Origin of the sequence: Yoonia maricola, assembly GCF_002797915.1 — a bacterium.
Classification (GTDB): domain Bacteria; phylum Pseudomonadota; class Alphaproteobacteria; order Rhodobacterales; family Rhodobacteraceae; genus Yoonia; species Yoonia maricola.
Map to the genome: position 1 here is coordinate 466,990 of NZ_PGTY01000001.1, position 16,504 is coordinate 483,493.

Genomic DNA, 16,504 nt, shown 5'->3' on the forward strand with positions numbered 1-16,504 from the left:
TTACAAATTGCACGTGATACTTGGGCCGAGGGTGATTGGGCCCTTTTGGCAGTACAGGTCTAAAGATGCACAGCCCTATCGTTTCACTTTTGGGTCCGAAGGATCGGCTGGGCTGGTTCATCCGCTATGCCATTCTGGCGCTTGGTGTCATTGGTACGGTCTTTGCCCATGACGTGATCACGGACAATGCTTTTCATGGTGATGCTGCAAGATATATCGGCGGAATGGTGATGATCGGCCTGCCGCTTTATGCGGTGGCGACCGGGATCATGGCCGATATGGGGCGTTTGCGGGTGCAGTTGATCAAGGCCAATGAAACGGATCAAATGACCGGCCTGCTACAACGCCCGCATTTTATTCGCCACACAGAGCGTAAGTTGCAGCAAACCGGAACGCTTTTGATGCTGGATATTGACGGGCTGGGGCAGATCAACGCCAAACATGACCATCATGCGGGCGATCTATGCCTGATGGCACTGGCCATCCGCCTGCGTGAAGTGACGCGCGAAACTGATGTGGTGGGCCGTATTGATGGGGCGACGATTGCGGTTTATCTGCCCGGCACACCGCTGGATGCCGGGCGCGCGGTGGCTGAACGTCTGGCACAGGGCATTCAGGTGACGACCGGCAAAACATTATTCGAGGTGACCGTTTCTGTTGGCGTCGCTTTGGCAGATGGCGACACACCGTTGGCCAAGCTGATGCAGCAGGCAGAAGCCGCACTTTTGCGCGCCAAGGCGCGTGGTCGCGCGCAGGTGATGATGTCGGACGGGCAACTGGCTGCCTGAACCGCACGTTGGGGCGGTTTTTGTCGCATATTCTGGGGGTTGTCACATTTCTGACGCGATATATAGTCCACCATAAGACGGATGCGGGACTGCCGCTTTGACTGCTCCCGCACAGCCTATCTAGGGTGTGACCTATGACGCAGACAGAATTCAGAACTGACTTTGTGCGCGCGCCAAGCGCGCTCAAGCATTATCCGGCGTTAGTACTGAATGCGGATTATCGTCCGCTTTCATATTATCCGCTCTCGCTTTGGCCGTGGCAGGAGGCTGTGAAGGCCGCCTGGCTGGATCGTGTCGATATTGTGAGTGAGTATGATGAGGTGGTGCGTAGCCCCTCAACGATTATCAAGATACCGTCGGTTGTGGTGCTCAAGGACTATATCAAACCGCAAAAGCAGGTCGCTTTCACACGCTTTAACCTGTTCTTGCGCGATGAGTTTTGCTGTCAATATTGCGGTGCACGGGGCGATCTGACCTTTGACCATGTCGTGCCGCGCGCCAGCGGCGGCATTACCAGTTGGGAAAACGTGGTGGCGGCCTGTTCGCCATGTAACCTGCGCAAAGGGTCACGGTCGCTGAAGCAATGTGGGATGAGCCTGCAAAAGCCGCCCCGCCGGCCTGTGCCAGAGCAGCTGCACAACGTGGGGCGGAAATTCCCACCGAACCATCTGCATGAAAGCTGGCTTGATTTTCTGTATTGGGATGCGGAACTGGATGCGTAATACACCAGCGGCGCTAGACTTGTGTGTGCTGCCGGGGTAGGAAAGCTGCGTTAGCGCTAACGCATCATCCATAGGGGAGTTTACTATGGTCTCTCGCGTCATCCCGGTCGATGAGTTCGATCTTGTGATTTTTGGCGGCACCGGTGATCTGGCCCGGCGCAAGATTTTACCCGGTCTGTTCCGACGGTTCTTGTCCGGGCAAATGCCTGCAGGGTCACGCATTATCGGCGCGGCGCGATCAGAACTGGATACAACAGGTTACCGCGACATGATCGCAGAGGCGGTGGCAGAGTTCGGTGGCGAAGAATCCAATAATAAAAAAGGCTTGCAGTCCTTTCTTCAACAACTTGAATATGTTGCGATTGATGCAAAGGGTGAAGGCGGCTGGTATGATCTGGCCCAGTTCGTCCGGCAAGATGTTGTGCAGGCGTTTTACTTTTCGGTAGCACCTTCGCTTTTTGGCGATCTGGCCGAGCGGCTCCACACCAACAAGATTGCGAATAAGAAAAGTCGCATTGTGGTTGAGAAACCCTTTGGCCGTGATCTGGAAAGCGCGCGTGCACTGAATGAAACGTTGGCCGCGCATTTCCACGAGCGCCAAATTTACCGCATTGACCACTACCTGGGCAAAGAGACGGTGCAAAACCTGATGGCTGTGCGTTTTGGCAATGTGCTGTTTGAGCCTCTTTGGAACAACCACTACGTCGATCACATCCAGATCACGGTGGCCGAAACCGTCGGTGTCGGTGGGCGCGGCGCCTATTATGACAAATCGGGTGCGATGCGTGATATGGTGCAAAACCACCTGATGCAGCTGTTATGCCTGATCGCGATGGAACCGCCGAGCCAGTTTGAATCTGACGCTGTCCGCGATGAAAAACTAAAGGTTATCAGGGCGTTGCAGCCCATTGATCATCACCATATTGTGCGTGGTCAATATGATGAAGGTCCCGATGGTCCCGGCTATCGTGACGATGCGGAAAATCCCCGCAGCTTTACCGAAAGCTTTATCGCGATGCGCTGCCATATCGCCAATTGGCGGTGGGCCGGTGTCCCGTTCTATCTACGTACCGGTAAGCGGATGAAGGCGCGCTCGTCTGAAATCGCCGTTGTTTTCAAAGACCTTGGCCACACTATTTTTGAAGGTGACGAGGCCCGGCATCGGAATATTCTATCCATTCGCCTGCAGCCCAATGAGGGCATGGATTTGCAAGTCACGATCAAAGAACCCGGGCCGGGTGGTATGCGCCTGATCGATGTGCCGCTGGACATGACCTTTGCGGAAGCCCTGGGCGACGATGCCGAAGATGTCACCGATGCTTATGAACGTCTGATCATGGATGTGATCCGCGGCAATCAGACTCTGTTCATGCGCGGGGATGAGGTCGAGGCCGCATGGGCCTGGACTGATCCGTTGATCGAAGGCTGGGAAGCGCGCAATGATGTACCAAAGCACTATGATGCTGGCTCTGCCGGGCCAGAAGATGCGATGATGCTCTTGCATCGTGATGGCCGCCGATGGCGCGATATCAAGGGCTAGGGCTGTCAGCCTGTCCCGACCCAATAAAGAAGGACTGCGTGCATGAAACTTGTTGAGTATCCCGACTCTGAAATGATGATGATGGATCTGGCCGATACGCTGGCCAGTGAGCTGAAGACATGCCTTTTGATGCATGATCATGCGTCCCTTGCCGTGCCGGGCGGCACGACGCCGGGGCCGATCTTTGACAGCCTGTGTGCGGCCGATCTGGATTGGGCGCGGGTGCATGTGATGCTGACCGACGAACGCTGGGTGCCGGAAACTTCTGACCGATCCAATACCCGTTTGTTGCGTGACCGGTTGCTGACCAGCCGGGCGGCGGCGGCGACCTATGTGCCGCTTTATGCAGACGCCGAAACGCCTGAAGAAAAGCTGCCTGAATTGGCGCAGGGGCTGGTTTCTGAGTTGCCGATCTCTGTAATGTTGCTGGGGATGGGGGCGGATATGCATACCGCTTCGATCTTTCCCGGAGCAGATCAATTGGATCACGCCCTGAAAGGCGATGACCTGTTGGTGGCGATGCGTGCACCCGGTGCGCCGGAACCGCGCATTACCCTGTCTGCCAAGGTTCTAAAATCCGCGATGAGCCGCCATCTGGTGATCATTGGTGGTGAAAAGCGCGAGGCATTGGAGCGCGCGCGCCATTTGCCGCCGCAAGAGGCGCCTGTCGCCGCGATCCTTTCAGATACAACAGTGCATTGGGCGGAGCGTTAAAGCATGTGGAATGAACTACGCGCGCATCATGCGCAGGTTTCGGATCGGCGTTTTGAAACGCTTGTTGATGCGGGCCGCGCGGATGAATTCACCGCGCAAACCGGTGATATGCGGCTGGACTACGCCAAAACGAATATCGATGCCACAGGACGTGCGCTGCTCATTGATCTGTTGGAGCAGGCGGGGGTTGCGCAAAAACGCGATGCGATGTTTGCGGGTGCGCCGATCAATGAAACCGAAGGGCGTGCTGTGTTGCACACGGCGTTGCGCAATCTCGATGGTGGTCCGGTGATAGTGGACGGCCAAGACGTGATGCCCGGAGTTCTGGATACGCTGGCGCGTATGGAAGGCTTTGCCACTGACGTGCGTGAGGGCCGTTTTGCCGGGCAGGGTGGGAAGATCACGGATGTCGTGAACATCGGGATTGGTGGGTCTGATTTGGGTCCTGCGATGGCGGTGCAATCTCTTGCACCTTACCATGACGGACCGCGCTGCCATTTCGTGAGCAATGTGGACCCGGCAGATATTGCGGGCGTTCTGCGCGCCTGTGATCCGGCGACGACCTTGGTGATTGTGGCCTCCAAGACATTTACGACGATTGAAACAATGACCAATGCACGCACGGCGCAGGCCTGGATGGGCCAGACCGTGACAGACACAGGTGCGCAGTTTGCAGCGCTTTCTACGGCGGAGGATAAAACGGCGGCCTTTGGTATCGATCCCGCGCGCGTGTTCGGGTTCGAGGATTGGGTCGGCGGGCGCTATTCCATGTGGGGGCCAATTGGCCTGTCTTTGATGATTGCGATTGGGCCAGTTGCCTTCCGTGCGTTTTTGCGCGGGGCGCAGGCGATGGACCGACATTTTCAGGCCGCCGCATGGCAAGACAACCTGCCTGCAATGTTGGCCCTTGTGGGTATTTGGCACAATCAGATTTGCGGTTATGCGACGCGCGCTGTTCTACCTTATGATAATCTTCTCAGCCGCTTACCGGCCTATCTTCAACAGCTAGAGATGGAAAGCAACGGCAAGGGCGTCAGTATGGATGGCGCTGATTTGGATGTGCCGAGCGGCCCAGTTGTCTGGGGCGAACCAGGCACCAATGGTCAGCATGCTTTCTATCAACTGATCCATCAGGGTACGCGGGTGATCCCATGCGAATTTCTGGTCGCCGCGCGTGGGCATGAGGATGATCTACATCATCAACATCAGTTGCTGGTCGCCAATTGTCTGGCGCAGTCTGAGGCCTTGATGCGGGGACGCACGTTGGATGAAGCCCGCAGCAAGGTTGCAGATAAATTTGACGGGGCAGAGCTGGAGCGGCAGGCACGCCACCGGGTGTTCAAAGGTAACAGGCCTTCGGTGACGATTGCTTATCCGCAAATGACGCCAGAGGTGCTGGGGCAGATCGTGGCGCTTTATGAGCATCGGGTGTTTGTCGAAGGTGTCGTGCTGGGCATCAATTCCTATGACCAATGGGGTGTTGAACTGGGTAAGGAACTCGCCACCGCCCTGCAGCCTGTCGTAGAGGGCAAAGAGAGTGCGGATGGCAAAGATGGCTCAACTGCCGCACTTGTGGACTTTTTGCAAAGCCACGGGGTGTCTTGAGCGCGCGGTTTTGCCATAAGCAGCGCAGACCGCATGAAGGATCAAAGCAATGACTGTCGATATGATACCGCTGGCGATGGGCGCCGTTTTGGTTGTGGCTATGGTGCTGGAAATCAAAACCGGGCGTATCCCCAACTGGTTGACTTTATTGCCATTCTTGCTGTTTGCTGCACTTTTGGTCGTTTCAGGGGATCGCACAACGCTTTATTGGCAAATGGGTCTTGCAGTGGGTGTTTTCGTCTTTGGACTTGTGATGTTTGCACTTGGTGGATCGGGCGCGGGGGCCGTCAAGTTGATGACCGGGACAGCACTTTTCGTGCCGCTGGCCAAGGCGGGTTATGCTGCCATTATCTTTTTTCTGGTGTTCTTCATCAGTTCTTTCGTTTTTGTCCAGATCCGCAAGGCTTTCGGGTCGGAAAATAGCTCTTGGCACCTGATGGCCAACGCTGTTTTGCCGTTGAGCTTTTCGATTGGTGTGGCAGGGCTAACGGGCATGTTCTGGCTATAAATGCCCATGGAGCGGGTAACGGGAATCGAACCCGTAACTGAAGCTTGGGAAGCTTTCGTGATACCTTTTCACCATACCCGCTTGTCCCGGTCAGATACGCTTGGGGCGGGCTTGCGTCAATGTATGTTTTGCGTACAGAACCTGTACATACCCTGTATGTACAAAGCATCCCTACCGCGCGCGTCTGCGTCTGCGCCCGCTGTCCCCGCCGCCTGTGTTGTGATTGACCTGCGGGATCGTCACGATGCTTTCCAAGATCGGGAATGGTTCTACCGCGTTGGGGATGTTTGAGGCGTTGACGAAGTGTTCCTGAAACCGCGGTTCAATCGCAGTTTCGATCTTGTGGATGTTGTGAACCGTCTCTTCGATTTCGTGCCGTGCTTCGGTGTTGAGCAGGGCGATCCGTGCGCCCGTGCCAGCGGCGTTGCCCGCGCTTGTTACCTTATCCAACGGTGCGTCGGGGATCATGCCCAGCACCATCGCGTGTTTAGGGCTGATGTGTGCGCCGAAAGCGCCCGCCAGAACCACGCGGTCCACCTTGTCGACACCGAATTTGTCCATGAGCAGGCGCGCGCCAGAATACAGCGCCGCCTTGGCCATTTGGATTTGCCGAATGTCGGTGTTTGTAACAGTGATCTTTGGCCCGCCATTTTCAGTACCGTCGTAGAGCAGGTAGGAATTCGTGCGTCCGTCCTGAAAGCAATTGGGTGATCCGGTCTGTTCGGCCGATCCGATCAGGCCGGGGCCGTCGACGATACCGGCCATGCGCATCTCTGCAATCACTTCTATGATACCGGATCCACAGATGCCGGTGATGCCGGTTTGCGCGATGGCGGCGTCAAACCCGTCTTGGTCGGACCAGAGCTCTGATCCGATAACCTGAAAGCGGGGCCGTTTCGTGACCGGATCGATTTCAACATGCTCAATCGCGCCGGGGGCCGCGCGCTGTCCGCTGGTGATCTGCGCGCCCTCAAAGGCGGGGCCGGTGGGGGACGAACAGGCGAGCACCTTTTCTTTGTTGCCCAGCAGGATTTCCGCGTTGGTCCCCACATCCACGACAAGCACAAGGTCTTCAGATTTGTCGGGGGCTTCAGAAAGCGCCACCGCCGCCGCATCAGCACCGACGTGGCCTGCGATGCAAGGCAACAGGTAGACACGGGACGCGGGGTGCAGGTTCAGGTCCAATTCGGACGCGCGCAGCGAGATAGCCTCAGACGTAGCGAGCGCGAAGGGGGCTTGGCCCAGCTCATAGGCGTCGATGCCAAGGAAAAGATGGTGCATCACCGGGTTGCAGACGAAGACGGCATCAACAATCAGGTCGCGGTCGATTTCTGCCTCGGATGCAATTTGCACGAAAAGTGCGTTCATCCCTTCCCGCACAGCCGTTGTCATCTCGTCCGATCCGGTCGGGTTCATCATGCCATAGCTGACCCGGCTCATCAGATCTTCGCCAAAGCGGATTTGCGGGTTCATGATGCCGGAGGACGCCACAACCTCACCCGATTGCAGATCACACAGGTGGGCGGCGATGGTAGTGGACCCCAGATCCACGGCGAGGCCATAAAGCGTGCCCTCGTAGAACCCCGGCCAGATGTGAATAATGCGTGGGCTGAAAACCGCGTCACCGAGGTGGACGGCGACGGTGACTTTCCATTCGCCCTTACGCAACGCGCTTTGCAGCGTTTTGAGAACACCAAGATCAGCCTCGAGATCGGGCAGGTCCCAGTCGCGGCGCAGGGCGGTAATCAGCCGTTCCAAGTCACCTGAGGGGTCGTGCATGTCCGGTTCAGCCACTTCGACATAGTACAGCTTGGTCGAGGGGTTCATGACAATATCGCGCGCTTCTGCCCGTTTGCGCACGACTTGCTTGTGCACTTGGCTTTCGGCAGGCACATCAATCACAACGTCGCTTTGGATCGTGGCTTGGCAGCCAAGGCGGCGGCCCTTCTTCAGCCCGCGTTTGTCGTCATATCGTTGTTCTACGCTGTTCCATTCGGACAGCGCCGTATCCGCCACCGTCACGCCATGCTTTGAGAATTCTCCATAGGATGGCGTGATTTGGCATTTCGAACAAATGCCGCGCCCACCACAGACACTATCGAGATCAACGCCTAGCTGCCGCGCCGCTGTCAGGACAGGGGTACCAACTGGAAAGTTGCCGCGTTTCCCCGATGGGGTAAAAATTACAAGTGGATCGTTGGACATGATGCGCGCCTGTTTTGTCTTGGCACGAATGTATCTTCTGCACGCGCAATAGAAAGGCCCGTATCCGTCATAATAACTATGAGCAGCGGCATTACGTTATGACGATTAGAGGTCTGCTTGGGGCCCAAACTACCTGTTTTCTGCGGTACGGCGAATGTCAGTTACCTGCTTGAATAGGCGTCCAATAACGATCAAAGAACGCTATGTATTGTCGTTCGGTCTTTGCACATGCTGCAACAGCTGGGGTCGCCTTCATCGCCTCGACCCATGCTCGGATGTTCGAACAGTCATCTGGAATAGATCCACCGCGATAGCGTTCTGCCGATATAAATCTTTCGATCCACGGATAAAGGCTGACATCCGCGAGACTGATGCTCTCACCAGAAACCCAGATTTTCCTGAAGGCCCTTGTCTCGATGAAGCGGAACCAATTGCCAAGCTTGTGGTTCAGCTCAGGCCACTGAGCGGGGTCATCGCTGTTCATGAGATTGAAATAGGCTGAAACCAATCTCGCGTGTACAAAATCGACCCAAAAACGAACATTTGCTTTCTCTGCAGGGTCGCTAGGCAATAACGAATTTTCGGGGAAAACCTCCTCTAGGTATTCATTAATGATTGCGCTCTCAAAGATCCGATGCCGTTGATGCACCAGGACTGGGACATGTCGATAAGGGGAAAGCTTTTCAGGGAAAGCTGCTTTGTGTTCCAGGTCAAGTGGAATGGCGTCATGTTCGAGTGCTTTCAGCTCTAACACCAAGCGGCATGAATGACAGAACGGGCAAAATTCAGATGTATAGAGGATCATGCCAATGGTTGCTCAATTCTGAAGTTTCTATGGCCTTGCCAAACCCTGCGCCGAGAAAGCCCGCTTTTCAAGCAAGCAAGGCGCTGAACCGGTCATTCGACACGGGAACTCCAACAGAGCTTCGTCCGCAAGCCGGCCAATCACGCTTCGTCAAGGACTTGGTGTTCTGCTGCTGCCACAGTTACCCCTTTCCGTTACCCCGCATCCATGCGATAGCGACGTGCCAACGATACCACGACAAAGGAGACTGGTTGATGGAGATTCGCGAGGCACTCACCTTTGATGATGTTCTGCTGGTGCCCGGGGCATCCAGTGTGCTGCCATCAACGGCCGATACCAGCACACGCGTCACCAAATCAATTGCAATGAACATCCCGCTTTTGTCCAGCGCGATGGACACCGTCACCGAGGGTCGTATGGCCATCGCAATGGCGCAGGCTGGTGGCATTGGTGTGGTGCACAAGAACCTCAATATCGAAGAACAGGCCAAGGAAATCCGCCGGGTGAAACGTTTTGTTTCGGGCACGGTTTACAACCCCGTCACCTTGCGGGCTGATCAAACGCTAGCCGATGCCAAAGCTTTGATGGATCGTTACCGGATCACTGGTTTTCCTGTGGTTGGCCCGGATGGCAAGGTCGTGGGAATTGTCACCAATCGCGATATGCGTTTTGCGCAGGATGACAACACGCCTGTCAGCGTGATGATGACCACCGATAATCTGGCCATGCTGCAAGAGCCTGCGGATCTTGATGAAGCGCGGTCTCTGATGCAGGCCCGCCGGATTGAAAAGCTGCTGATCACGGACGGTGACGGCAAGCTGACCGGTCTTTTGACCCTCAAGGATAGCGAGCAGGCTGTTTTGAACCCGATGGCGTGTAAGGATGGTCTGGGCCGTTTGCGTGCTGCCGCGGCTTCTGGGGTGGGTGACAGCGGTTTTGAGCGTGCCGAAGCACTGGTGGATGCCGGTGTCGATATGATTGTGATTGATACCGCTCATGGCCATTCCGAAGGTGTGGCCAAAGCGGTTGAGCGGGCCAAGAAGCTGTCGAACGAAGTACAGATCGTGGCGGGTAACATCGCAACGGGTGAAGCGGCCAAGGCACTGATCGGTGCGGGTGCGGATGCGGTGAAAGTGGGCATTGGGCCGGGTTCCATCTGTACCACCCGCATGGTCGCTGGTGTGGGCGTGCCGCAGCTGACGGCTATTATGGATTGCGCCGCTGGTGCAGGTGATGTGCCAGTGATTGCGGATGGCGGTATCAAGTTTTCCGGCGATTTCGCCAAGGCGATTGCGGCGGGTGCGTCCTGTGCCATGGTCGGCTCGATGATCGCGGGCACCGATGAAAGCCCCGGTGAGGTGATCTTGTATCAGGGCCGGTCGTTCAAATCCTACCGTGGCATGGGCAGCCTTGGGGCGATGGCCAGCGGGTCGGCTGATCGGTATTTCCAGAAAGAAGCCGCCAGTGACAAATTGGTGCCTGAAGGGATTGAGGGGCAGGTGCCTTACAAAGGCTCGGCCCATGCTGTTGTGCACCAGCTAGTTGGCGGTTTGCGTGCGGCGATGGGCTACACGGGCTGTGCGACCGTCGATGAGATGCGCAAGAACTGCAACTTCGTAAAGATCACCGGTGCTGGCCTGAAAGAAAGCCACGTCCATGACGTGCAGATCACCCGCGAAAGCCCGAATTACCGGGTCGGCTAGGCCATGACACCGGGCGCGCGTGTGGCGGCCGCAATTGCGGTGCTTGATGAAATTCAAGGCGGGGCGGCAGCCGAACAGGCGCTGACCGCTTGGGCGCGGGGCAGCCGCTATGCCGGATCAAAGGATCGCGCTGCTGTCCGCGACCATGTGTTTGATGTGTTGCGCGCAAAACGGTCTTTGGGCGATGGGTCCGGGCGCAGTCTCATGCAGCGTTTGGCGCTGCGTGAGGGCTGGGATATCGCAGCGTTATTTTCCGGTGATGGCCACGCAGCCGCGCCCCTGAGTGCAGAGGAACACGATGCGCTTGCCGTACCTTTACAGTTGTCAGATGCTGCGCGTTGTGATGTGCCAGAGTGGCTTTGGCCGCTGTGGCAGTACAGTTTGGGCGATCAGGCCGAGGCTGCTGCGATCACCCAACAAGGCCGCGCCGCGGTGTTTTTACGTGTAAACGGCAATAAGGCGACGGTCGCTCAAGCGACGCAGGCTTTGGCACAGGATACAATTGGTGTCGTTGCGTATCCTACGGCGCCGGGATGCCTGCGTGTGACGACAAACCCGCGCCGTATAAAAACCAGCGCAGCTTATTTGACAGGGCTGGTTGAGCTTCAGGATGCAGCCTCGCAGGAGGCGGTGCGCAACACGCCGGTTCCGACTGACGCGCGGGTGCTGGATTATTGTGCCGGCGGCGGGGGCAAGGCGCTGGCCTTTGCCGATATCCATGATGCAACCGTATTTGCCCATGATATCGCGCCGCAACGCCTGCGCGACCTACCGACGCGCGCTAAACGGGCAGGGGTGAAGATCACGATTTTGCCGACGCATGCCTTGGCCGATCACCCCAAATTTGATGTCGTCTTTTGCGATGCGCCTTGCAGCGGAAGCGGGACTTGGCGGCGCACGCCCGATGCAAAATGGCGTTTGAACGCTGATATTTTGCACGGGTTGATGCAATCGCAGGCCGAGGCACTGCACGGGGCTGCGCAATCAGTCGCATCAGGTGGCATCTTGGTTTATGCGACCTGTTCCGTACTTGCGGACGAAAACCGAAATATTGTGCAAAGCTTCTGTTTTCGAAACCCCGGTTGGCAGATCGTGCGAGACAACCAACGCTTGCCAGATGCGCATGGTGATGGGTTTTATACCTGCGTCCTTATGTATCCGTAATGCAACCTAGAATTGTTTTCAAAACTTTGATATCTGTGTTTAACGGACGTTAAGAAAGAAGCAATTAAGGTCCGCCTGCGTGTAGTGAGGTGTTGTTAGTGCCATTTGACCAATCATTTGAAATGCAATCTTCTTCGGTACCTCATAAGACCCCTTCGATCTTGCATCTATTGTCTGCCGGTGTGCTATGTATGGCGATCGCGGTTTTCCTGCCACTGGCTTCCATGCAGTATGGTTTTACCATCTGTGGCGGTATTTTGATCTGTCTTGCGGGGTTCTTGAAAACATCTGGTTTCGGAGCCGAGCAGCACAACATGCGTGTGTGGGAAACCGCAAGACGCATGATCGCACATGATGTCGGCGTTGGTTTTGTGACCGATCGGGCAGGCGTTGTTCAATTTGCCAATGCTGGCGCCAAAGACCGTTTTGGTGAGGCGCAGGGCCGGAGCCTTGCAGCTGTGTTTGAGGTGATGTTGGCCAACCCCGCCAGCGTTTTGTCTCAGGTCGTTTCGCAAGGGCAAGAAACCGGGGCGCAGACCGAAGATATCGTCACGCGCGGTGGGCACTTTCGGCTGCGTTTGCTGATTATGGGTGATGACTGCCATATGTGGTGGCTTGATGACCTCAGCTACAGCGGTGCCGTTGGAGGAAAATACCGGCACCACCGTGCTTTTCCGATGATGACGGTTGCCTCGGATGGTCGTGTTCTTGGTATGACGGATCTGTTTCGCGCCCGCGTTGGCTTTCCTGTTCGATCCTTGGACGAAGCATTCGAAGATTTGCCGCTGCGCAGCGGGCAGGTGCACAGTTTACGTGGTATGGATGGTCCTATTCCTGTTGTGGTGGCGATTATTGAAGGGAAAGACGATACGCGGGATATCTATCTGCTGCCGGGTGCTGGCGCATCGCTGATGCCACCGCAGTTGGAGGCCGGGTGGGACGCGATTGAGGATTTGCCGGTGCCGTTGTTGAAGGTGGCACAGGATGGTGCTCTTCTTGGGGCAAACCGCGAAGCCCGCCAATTGCTGAACATCACATCGACCAAAGGACGACATTTGGCAGATGTGCTGAATGATCCGGGGCGTCCTATCAATGACTGGCTGTCGGAGGCGCTCAGCGGGCATTCGGGAAATGTGTCGCAGTTTTTGAATGGACGTGGCAAAAAACAAGATACCTTTGTGCAGGTGACACTGAACACGGCCGGCGCGCCCGATGATTTGCATCTGATCGCTGTGTTGAACGATGTGACCGAATTGCGGTCGTTGGAATTACAGTTTGTCCAAAGCCAAAAGATGCAGGCGATTGGGCAATTGGCAGGTGGTGTCGCGCATGATTTCAATAATCTGCTTACGGCAATTTCCGGCCACTGTGAACTATTGCTCTGTAATCATGACGAACATGATCAGGACTATGGTGACTTGATCCAGATTCATCAGAATACCAACCGTGCCGCCAGCCTTGTGGGGCAACTGCTTGCTTTTTCGCGCAAGCAGAACCTGCAACTGGAAACGATTGATCTGCGCGACACGCTGTCGGACCTGACCCATCTGTTGAACCGTTTGGTTGGTGAAAAGGTGACCCTCACGCTCGATCATGACCCGCAATTGGCGCATATCAAGGCAGATAAACGCCAGTTGGAACAGGTGTTGATGAACCTTGTGGTCAATGCACGCGACGCCATGCAGGGCGCGGGCGAAATCCGTGTGTTGACCAAGAATACGAAACTAACCAAGGCAATGCACCGTGACCGGGCGACTGTGCCTGCGGGTGAATATGTCCTCGTGAAGGTGATCGACAAAGGGCAGGGTATTTCAGCCGACAAGCTGGGCAAGATATTTGAGCCTTTCTTTACCACCAAACGCACCGGTGAGGGGACGGGGCTGGGTCTGTCGACGGCTTATGGTATCGTCAAGCAGACGGGCGGGTTCATTTTCGTGGATACCGTGGTGGGCGAAGGTACGACGTTTTCACTGTTTTTCCCACGCCATATGGCAAAGGAAAGCCCAGTGCCAAAGCCGACAGTCGTCACATCGCCCCGTATCAAAACAAGTGCCGAGGGCGTTGTTCTGCTGGTTGAAGACGAAGCCCCTGTGAGGGCGTTTGCAACACGCGCACTACGTTTGCGGGGCTATACCGTGCTTGAAGCCGATCATGCAGAGGCTGCGCTGGAGATGCTGGAGAACGAAGATTTGCACGTCGATATTTTTGTCACTGACGTGATTATGCCGGGCCTTGATGGGCCAACTTGGGTACGTCAGGCGCTACAGTCACGTCCTGACACAAAGGTCGTTTTCGTATCAGGCTATCCTGAAGATGCCTTTGATGATGGCCAACCAGAGGTTGTTGGGGCCGCCTTCTTGCCCAAGCCGTTTTCGCTGAAGGATTTGACAGATACAGTGCAGGATCAATTGCTTGCACCGACTGACAAGGTGGCGACAGCCTGATGGGTTAGCTTAACCCGGCCAGATGTGCCGCAGACCCGGTCAGTGCGGCATAGTCATCTTCGATGACGTGAACGGCGAAATTGCCCATGAACCCCGCAAAGCGGCCCTTATCGCGAAAGGCCTCTGCGAAACCAAAGTGATTGAGGTGAGGGGCAAAGGCGCGCGCGACACCGCCTGCCAAATAAACGCCGCCGAACGGCAGTTGGATCAACGACAGGTTTCCGCAGACGGTGCCCAATATGCGGGTGAACAGTTGTGCAGCCGCCGCGGCGCGCTGGTCTGATCCGTCTGCGCAGGCCGCCATGATGTCTTTTGCCGCGCATTCGCGCGGATCGCCAGCTTCTTGACCCAGAAACGCATAGACGCGTTCCAGCCCGCGTCCCGATAGCACGTCTTCGACGGCGGGAAATCCATGTGCCGTTGACACAAATTGGCACAGCCGCAGTTCCAATTCATTGCGGATCGGCAGGTTTGCGTGCCCGCTTTCGGAAGGGGTGACAATGCGACCATGTTCGAGGTCATAGACCGGCGCGGCATTGAACCCGGTGCCTATGCCGACAACTAATTTCGTCGCTTTCGCATCACCGGTCGGGCCGGGCAGAATACATCGGATATTGGCATCGTCGATATGTCCCAGCGCGTATCCCTGCGCCTGCAGATCATTCAGGATCGCAACCGTTTCCGCCTTGGTCGCCCGCGCGAGCGTGTCTTTGTCAATGGTCCAATCAAGGTTGGTCATCGTCGCCCGGCCATCGCGCACGGGGCCTGCAACGGCGACACATGCAGCAATAGGATCAACGCCCCCTTCATCGGCGATATAACGTGTCAGAACGGATTCGAGCCCTGCAAACGCGGTGTTGCGATAGCGCCGGATCGTGCCGCTGACAATGCGCTGCCCATCAGCCAAGGCCACACGCGTGTTGGTTCCGCCGATATCGGCGACCAGGGAATATATGTTGTCAGGATGTCCCATTGCCGTCCTTACTGCGCGATCGCCGATTTGAGCGCGTGATAAGATGCTTTAGGCGTCCGCTTCAAGGTTTCAAAATCGACATGGATCATCCCGAACCGCTTTTCATAGCCAAAGGCCCATTCGTAGTTGTCCAGAAGCGACCAATAAAAGAACCCCTGCACATTTGCGCCCTCTGCAATGGCCTGTTGGGTGGCAAGCATATGATCCGAGACGAATTTCATCCGTTCGGGATCATAGACTGCCCCGTTTTCAACCTGATCATCCCAAGCCATGCCGTTTTCAGTTACATAAATGGGCATATCTCCGATGTAATCGCGCGACAGCCGGGTTAGGAACGTGCGGAGGCCATCGGGGTAAATCTCCCATCCCATTTGCGTTTTGTCGCCGGGGCCTTCCTCGGACATCAAATGCGGCCACACGGCTGCTTTATTGGCCATTATTTTATGCCGGGTGTAGTAATTCACACCAAGATAGTCGATGGGCTGACTGATCTCAGCCATGTCATCTTCCCAGCCTTTGGGCATGTGGGGGGCAAGCCCTGTCAATGCCTCAGACGGGTAGATGCCTTTGGTGATCGCTTCGATGAACCACCGGTTCATGATGGCGTCCCATGTCGTGGCGGCCTGTGCCGCCGCTGCAGAACTGTCCTGCGGTTCGGTATGATCAAAGTTCAGTACGATCCCGCAGTTCTGCATGCCCTTTGCACGCAGCCGTGTCATGGCGATACCGTGGGCCAGGTTGATATGGTGCATCGCGCGGGCCGTCGCCCGAATATCCTTAAGCCCCGGTGCGTGATGGCCGAGGAAATGCGACAGATATGAGATGCACCATGGTTCGTTAATGGTGGCAATCGCCGCAACACGGTCGCCAATCCGGTCGGTGATCACATCTGTAAAATCACCAAAATAGTTGCAGGTATCCCGGTTCATCCAGCCGCCCTGATCGGCCAGCGCAGCAGGCAGTTCCCAGTGATAGAGCGTTTGGAAGGGCTGCAAGTCACGTTCCAGCATCGCGTCAACCAGACGGTCATAAAAATCAAGGCCTTCGGGGTTGGGGGTGCGCCCATCGGGCATTACCCGCGCCCATGATGTGGAGAAACGATAGGCATCCATGCCGGCATCTTTGAGCAGATCGAGATCTTCGGCGAAGCGGTGATAGTGATCGCAGGCCACTGCGCCATCTTCGGCGCGGACCACATTGCCGGGACCAGCAGCGAATGTATCCCAATGTGTCGGACCTGCGCCACCAAATTGATGCCCTTCAATCTGATAGGCAGCGGTTGCAGCCCCAAAAAGAAAGTTTTCGGGGAAGTCGGATCGTTTGAAATCCATGA

At 56.1% G+C, this 16,504-nt stretch carries 13 protein-coding genes and 1 tRNA gene; 9 read left to right on the forward strand and 5 right to left on the reverse strand.

Features of this window, described 5'->3' with window-relative positions; genetic code table 11:
• The first annotated feature begins 65 nt into the window (after positions 1 to 65).
• From BC777_RS02360 to BC777_RS02385, 6 genes are all read left to right on the forward strand, one after another.
• On the forward strand, positions 66 to 788 hold the full coding sequence (locus BC777_RS02360) for a GGDEF domain-containing protein (protein ID WP_100366558.1): 723 nt from the start codon (positions 66 to 68) through the stop codon (positions 786 to 788).
• Between the two features lie 134 nt (positions 789 to 922).
• Complete coding sequence (locus BC777_RS02365; RefSeq protein WP_100366559.1) at positions 923 to 1,510, forward strand: HNH endonuclease; 588 nt, start codon at positions 923 to 925, stop codon at positions 1,508 to 1,510.
• Positions 1,511 to 1,595: 85 nt separating this feature from the next.
• Positions 1,596 to 3,050: a glucose-6-phosphate dehydrogenase gene (gene zwf / locus BC777_RS02370; protein ID WP_100366560.1), complete on the forward strand. Its 1,455-nt coding sequence runs from the start codon at positions 1,596 to 1,598 to the stop codon at positions 3,048 to 3,050.
• A 42-nt stretch (positions 3,051 to 3,092) separates the two neighbouring features.
• Positions 3,093 to 3,764, forward strand: coding sequence for a 6-phosphogluconolactonase (pgl, locus tag BC777_RS02375; protein WP_100366561.1), 672 nt, complete (start codon positions 3,093 to 3,095; stop codon positions 3,762 to 3,764).
• A 3-nt stretch (positions 3,765 to 3,767) separates the two neighbouring features.
• A complete protein-coding gene (gene pgi / locus BC777_RS02380; protein ID WP_100366562.1) occupies positions 3,768 to 5,369 on the forward strand; it encodes a glucose-6-phosphate isomerase in 1,602 nt (533 codons plus the stop codon).
• Between the two features lie 49 nt (positions 5,370 to 5,418).
• Positions 5,419 to 5,877, forward strand: coding sequence for a prepilin peptidase (locus BC777_RS02385; protein ID WP_100366563.1), 459 nt, complete (start codon positions 5,419 to 5,421; stop codon positions 5,875 to 5,877).
• 7 nt (positions 5,878 to 5,884) lie between these two features.
• On the opposite strand, the gene BC777_RS02390 is transcribed toward BC777_RS02385, so the two are convergent.
• The 3 genes from BC777_RS02390 to BC777_RS02400 form a co-directional block, all read right to left on the reverse strand.
• Positions 5,885 to 5,958: transfer RNA gene (locus BC777_RS02390), tRNA-Gly, on the reverse strand.
• A gap of 90 nt (positions 5,959 to 6,048) precedes the next feature.
• On the reverse strand, positions 6,049 to 8,082 hold the full coding sequence (locus BC777_RS02395) for an ASKHA domain-containing protein (protein ID WP_100366564.1): 2,034 nt from the start codon (positions 8,080 to 8,082) through the stop codon (positions 6,049 to 6,051).
• A 157-nt stretch (positions 8,083 to 8,239) separates the two neighbouring features.
• Positions 8,240 to 8,887, reverse strand: coding sequence for a glutathione S-transferase family protein (locus tag BC777_RS02400; RefSeq protein ID WP_100366565.1), 648 nt, complete (start codon positions 8,885 to 8,887; stop codon positions 8,240 to 8,242).
• Positions 8,888 to 9,141: 254 nt separating this feature from the next.
• Here BC777_RS02400 and guaB point away from each other — a divergent pair, with 254 nt between their 5' ends.
• The 3 genes from guaB (at position 9,142) to BC777_RS02415 (ending at position 14,198) form a co-directional block, all read left to right on the forward strand.
• Complete coding sequence (gene guaB, locus BC777_RS02405; protein WP_100366566.1) at positions 9,142 to 10,590, forward strand: IMP dehydrogenase; 1,449 nt, start codon at positions 9,142 to 9,144, stop codon at positions 10,588 to 10,590.
• 3 nt (positions 10,591 to 10,593) lie between these two features.
• Positions 10,594 to 11,754 carry an RsmB/NOP family class I SAM-dependent RNA methyltransferase gene (locus BC777_RS02410; protein WP_100366567.1) on the forward strand — a complete coding sequence of 387 codons (1,161 nt, stop codon included), beginning with the start codon at positions 10,594 to 10,596 and terminating at the stop codon, positions 11,752 to 11,754.
• Positions 11,755 to 11,945: 191 nt separating this feature from the next.
• Positions 11,946 to 14,198 (forward strand): hybrid sensor histidine kinase/response regulator, encoded by a 2,253-nt coding sequence (locus BC777_RS02415; RefSeq protein WP_100367963.1) that lies wholly within the window; start codon positions 11,946 to 11,948, stop codon positions 14,196 to 14,198.
• 4 nt (positions 14,199 to 14,202) lie between these two features.
• Here the strand turns inward: BC777_RS02415 and BC777_RS02420 are convergent, their stop codons facing one another.
• Positions 14,203 to 15,171 (reverse strand): glucokinase, encoded by a 969-nt coding sequence (locus BC777_RS02420; RefSeq protein WP_100366568.1) that lies wholly within the window; start codon positions 15,169 to 15,171, stop codon positions 14,203 to 14,205.
• An 8-nt stretch (positions 15,172 to 15,179) separates the two neighbouring features.
• The gene (locus BC777_RS02425) at positions 15,180 to 16,502 is read right to left on the reverse strand and encodes a GH1 family beta-glucosidase (protein ID WP_100366569.1); all 1,323 of its coding nucleotides are present in this window, start codon (positions 16,500 to 16,502) and stop codon (positions 15,180 to 15,182) included.
• Positions 16,503 to 16,504: the final 2 nt, after the last annotated feature.

Excerpts from the sequence above, each read along its gene's own strand:
- BC777_RS02360 (WP_100366558.1), top strand. The coding sequence starts at position 66 with ATGCACAGCCCTATCGTTTCACTTTTGGGTCCGAAGGATCGGCTGGGC.
- BC777_RS02365 (WP_100366559.1), top strand. The coding sequence starts at position 923 with ATGACGCAGACAGAATTCAGAACTGACTTTGTGCGCGCGCCAAGCGCG.
- zwf (WP_100366560.1), top strand. The coding sequence starts at position 1,596 with ATGGTCTCTCGCGTCATCCCGGTCGATGAGTTCGATCTTGTGATTTTT.
- pgl (WP_100366561.1), top strand. The coding sequence starts at position 3,093 with ATGAAACTTGTTGAGTATCCCGACTCTGAAATGATGATGATGGATCTG.
- pgi (WP_100366562.1), top strand. The coding sequence starts at position 3,768 with ATGTGGAATGAACTACGCGCGCATCATGCGCAGGTTTCGGATCGGCGT.
- BC777_RS02385 (WP_100366563.1), top strand. The coding sequence starts at position 5,419 with ATGACTGTCGATATGATACCGCTGGCGATGGGCGCCGTTTTGGTTGTG.
- BC777_RS02395 (WP_100366564.1), bottom strand. The coding sequence starts at position 8,082 with ATGTCCAACGATCCACTTGTAATTTTTACCCCATCGGGGAAACGCGGC.
- BC777_RS02400 (WP_100366565.1), bottom strand. The coding sequence starts at position 8,887 with ATGATCCTCTATACATCTGAATTTTGCCCGTTCTGTCATTCATGCCGC.
- guaB (WP_100366566.1), top strand. The coding sequence starts at position 9,142 with ATGGAGATTCGCGAGGCACTCACCTTTGATGATGTTCTGCTGGTGCCC.
- BC777_RS02410 (WP_100366567.1), top strand. The coding sequence starts at position 10,594 with ATGACACCGGGCGCGCGTGTGGCGGCCGCAATTGCGGTGCTTGATGAA.
- BC777_RS02415 (WP_100367963.1), top strand. The coding sequence starts at position 11,946 with ATGGCGATCGCGGTTTTCCTGCCACTGGCTTCCATGCAGTATGGTTTT.
- BC777_RS02420 (WP_100366568.1), bottom strand. The coding sequence starts at position 15,171 with ATGGGACATCCTGACAACATATATTCCCTGGTCGCCGATATCGGCGGA.
- BC777_RS02425 (WP_100366569.1), bottom strand. The coding sequence starts at position 16,502 with ATGGATTTCAAACGATCCGACTTCCCCGAAAACTTTCTTTTTGGGGCT.